Annotated in this window: 4 protein-coding genes; 2 read left to right on the top strand and 2 right to left on the bottom strand. The window is 65.7% G+C overall.

Annotated features, from left to right (window positions below):
* Together ACIQ3R_RS16555 and ACIQ3R_RS16550 are read right to left on the bottom strand one after the other, a co-directional pair.
* The coding region (locus ACIQ3R_RS16555; RefSeq protein ID WP_397419954.1) for an anti-sigma factor domain-containing protein at positions 1–644 on the bottom strand (644 nt) is incomplete at its 3' end.
* The gene (locus ACIQ3R_RS16550; protein ID WP_397419953.1) at positions 641–1,198 is read right to left on the bottom strand and encodes a sigma-70 family RNA polymerase sigma factor; all 558 of its coding nucleotides are present in this window, start codon (positions 1,196–1,198) and stop codon (positions 641–643) included. The genes ACIQ3R_RS16550 and ACIQ3R_RS16555, both read right to left, overlap by 4 nt.
* Before the next feature lie 291 nt (positions 1,199–1,489).
* Here ACIQ3R_RS16550 and coxB point away from each other — a divergent pair, with 291 nt between their 5' ends.
* Both coxB and ACIQ3R_RS16540 read left to right on the top strand, forming a co-directional pair.
* Positions 1,490–2,428, top strand: coding sequence for a cytochrome c oxidase subunit II (gene coxB, locus ACIQ3R_RS16545; RefSeq protein ID WP_397419952.1), 939 nt, complete (start codon positions 1,490–1,492; stop codon positions 2,426–2,428).
* 16 nt (positions 2,429–2,444) lie between these two features.
* A partial coding sequence (locus tag ACIQ3R_RS16540) for a cbb3-type cytochrome c oxidase subunit I (protein WP_397419951.1) occupies positions 2,445–3,406 on the top strand: 962 nt, incomplete at its 3' end.

Below are 3,406 nucleotides of genomic sequence, written 5' to 3'. Positions count from 1 at the left end.
AGCGCTGCGCCGGCCGCCATCTTGGCCAGGAGTTCGGTCGGCAGCGGGATGATCTTGGCCTTACCCGCTTCCACGAAGCCCAGCGATTTGGGGTTTTCCTGGCCGGCGATCAGCCAGAGTTGCTGAACCTTGTCGCGCTCCACGCCCTCGGGCAGCAGCGAAGTGAGGATCAGCGCCTTGCGGTCGGGATCATAGGCCGCAACGAAGAGCGGCTGGGCCCGGCCGGACTGGCTCATCAGGCTGGCGGCCAGGAGCTGGCCCTGCGGGGCGACCGGCACGTCGCGATAGATTTCCTTCGGCGGCTGAGCGGCCAGGAAAGCGACCGCGGCGACACTGGCCGCCGCGAGGCTGAAGCCGCCCACGGCCGAGTTGCGCCAGAAGCGAACCCGGTTCAGCAGAGCGCCGTTGTCGTTGGCCGGCAGCAGGCGCTCGATCCGGCCCCAGAGGCCCTGGGGGGCTGGGACCGGGGCGATGCTGTCAAGCATCGGCGCCAGGCGCGCCCGCCACGCCTCGACGTCGGCGGCGAAGGCAGGGTCGCGGGCCATGCGCTGTTCGGCTTCGGCGCGCTCGCGGGCGTTCAGCACACCGAGCGCATGCTCGGCGGCCAAGGCTTCGGCTTCGGAGAGGTCGGGTGCTTCGCTCATGACTGGAGGCAACCTTTCAGTTTGGCCAGTCCCCGACGAATCCAACTCTTGACCGTACCCAGCGGCGCCTCCATCCGCTGAGCAAGGGCTTCATAGGTCACGCCCTCAAAGAAGGCGGTGCGGATCACTTTCTCGGTCCGCTCATCCAGTTCGCTCAGGCAGCCGTGCAGCCGGTTGCGATCATCCGCCGCCGACAGCAGCGACTCGGCGCTTTCGGCCCCATCGGCGATTTCCAGGTCATCCACCTGTTCGGCATAGGCCATGGGGCCGCGCGCCCTCAGGCGGTCGATGGCGCGATTGCGGGCGATTGTGGAGAGCCATGTCATCACGCTGGCGCGCGCGCCGTCGTAACGGTCGGCCCTCCGCCAGATGGTGACATAAACGTCCTGCAACACGTCCTCGCATTCCTCGCGGTCCGAGAGGATACGGAGGCATACCCCAAAGAGTTTCGCCGACGTCGCGTCGTAGAGCTGCTTCAGCGCGTCGCGCTCGCCGGCGGCGATACGCGTCATCAACGAGCCAAGCACTTCGGCGGTGGCGGCGGTCGCGGCCAAGACAGAGTCCTATTCAGCGAAAACGTCTGAGTCCCAAGCTGCCTGTCCCGGCTTCAATGTGCAAGGGCGCCTCCGTCGCGTAGTCCTGCAGCGCGGCATGGGATGTCCGGTCGATTCAGGGTCTTTGCCCACCTTGGCAAGCCCAAACGATGCGCGTATGGACCCCCTCCAAGGGGCGAGCGGCGAGGCTTTAGGAGTCGCGTGCGCGCGTCTTGATCCGACGAGTGTCGGCGAAGACTCCGGAAGTGTTCTCGGGGCCGATCTCGCCGGCGGCAGAGCGATCGAGGGGACATGAAGGCGAGCTTTCAGCAATGGCGAGCCCGGGCGAGCGGAGTTCTCGCGGGCGCAGCGACGGCGTCGTGGAGCGCGACGGCCTGGGCCTCTGAACTGATCGGCCAGCCGACCGACGGCGCGCTTGGGCTGCAGCCGGGGGTGACCCCCCTTAAGCACCAGGCCGCGTTCTTTCACGATGTGATCCTGCTGCCGATCATCACCATCATCACGCTCTTCGTGCTGGCTTTGCTGGTGTTCGTGGTGGTCCGCTACAACGCCAAGGCCAATCCGGTCCCGGCCAAGTTCACCCACAACACCGGGCTCGAGGTCGCCTGGACGCTGATTCCTGTGCTCATCCTGGCGGTGATCGCGGTGTTCTCGTTCCGGTTGCTGTTTGCTTACAATGACATGCCGAAGCCGGACGTGACCGTGAAGGCGGTCGGCTACCAGTGGTACTGGGGCTATGAGTATCCCGACCAGGAGATCGGCGAATACATCTCCAACATGCTGCCGGAGGACAAGGCCAAGGCCGCCGACAAGCCCTACCGGCTGGCTGTCAACGAGCCGATCGTCGTTCCGGTGAACAAGGTGGTCCGCCTTCAAGTGACCGCCGCAGACGTGATCCACGCCTTCGCTGTTCCCGCCTTCGGCATCATCACCGATGCGATTCCCGGCCGCCTGAACGAGACCTGGTTCAAGGCCGAACGCATCGGCGTCTATTACGGCAACTGCCGCGAACTCTGCGGCGTCGATCACGCCTTCATGCCGATCGAGGTGCATGTGGTGAGCCAGGCCGACTTCGACGCCTGGGTCGCGTCCAAGGCGCCCAAACCCCCTCCGGCCGCCGCGCCGACCGCGGAAGGCGCTGCTCAACCCGCCGCCGCGTCTGCGCCGGCCGCCGCCCCGGCCCCCGCCGCCGCCACCCCGACCGCGCCGCCGGCGCCGGCCGCGAAGTAAGCAGGACGTTCGTAAGATGGCTAAATCCGCCGCTCATGATTACGGCCACGGGGATGAACACATCCCGGGCTTCTTCACCCGCTGGTTCCTGTCGACCAACCACAAGGATATCGGCACGCTCTACATCATCTTCGCCATCATGGCGGGGATCGTGGGCGGGGCGCTGTCCGGCCTCATCCGACTGGAGCTTGCCGAACCCGGCATCCAGCTCTTCCAACAAGGTTCATGGCTGGCGCAGACGGGGCTGATCGAGCCCTCCAAGCACGGCTACAACGTGGTGGTCACCGCCCACGCCCTGATCATGATCTTCTTCATGGTCATGCCGGCGATGATCGGCGGGTTCGGCAACTGGTTCGTGCCGCTCATGATCGGCGCGCCGGACATGGCCTTCCCGCGCATGAACAACATCTCGTTCTGGCTGCTGGTCGCCGCCTGGGTGCTGCTCTGCGCCTCGATGTTCGTCGACGGCGGCCCCGGCAAGGGCTTTGGCGGCGGCTGGACGATCTATCCGCCGCTCTCCACCTCCGGCCATACCGGGCCGGCCATGGATCTGGCGATCCTGTCTCTTCACCTCGCGGGCGCCAGTTCGATCCTGGGCGCCATCAACTTCATCACGACGATCTTCAACATGCGCGCGCCGGGCATGACCCTGCACAACATGCCGCTGTTTGTGTGGTCGATCCTGGTGACGGTGTTCCTGCTGCTGCTCTCGCTGCCCGTTCTGGCCGGCGCGATCACGATGCTGCTCACCGACCGCAACTTCAACACGCACTTCTTCGACGCCGCCGGTGGCGGCGACCCGGTGATGTTCCAGCACCTGTTCTGGTTCTTCGGCCACCCGGAAGTGTACATCCTGATCCTGCCGGGCTTCGGCATGATCAGCCACATCGTCTCGACGTTCTCGAAGAAGCCGGTGTTCGGCTATCTGGCCATGGCCTACGCCATGGTGGCCATCGGCTTCGTCGGCTTCGTGGTGTG

Source organism: Phenylobacterium sp., assembly GCF_044371015.1.
Classification (GTDB): domain Bacteria; phylum Pseudomonadota; class Alphaproteobacteria; order Caulobacterales; family Caulobacteraceae; genus Phenylobacterium.
Note: the sequence above shows the minus strand (reverse complement) of the source record. Positions and strands in the feature narration are given on the sequence as shown.

What these genes read in the sequence shown, in the direction of transcription:
- coxB (WP_397419952.1), top strand. Translation starts at nt 1,490, where the DNA reads ATGAAGGCGAGCTTTCAGCAATGGCGAGCCCGGGCGAGCGGAGTTCTC.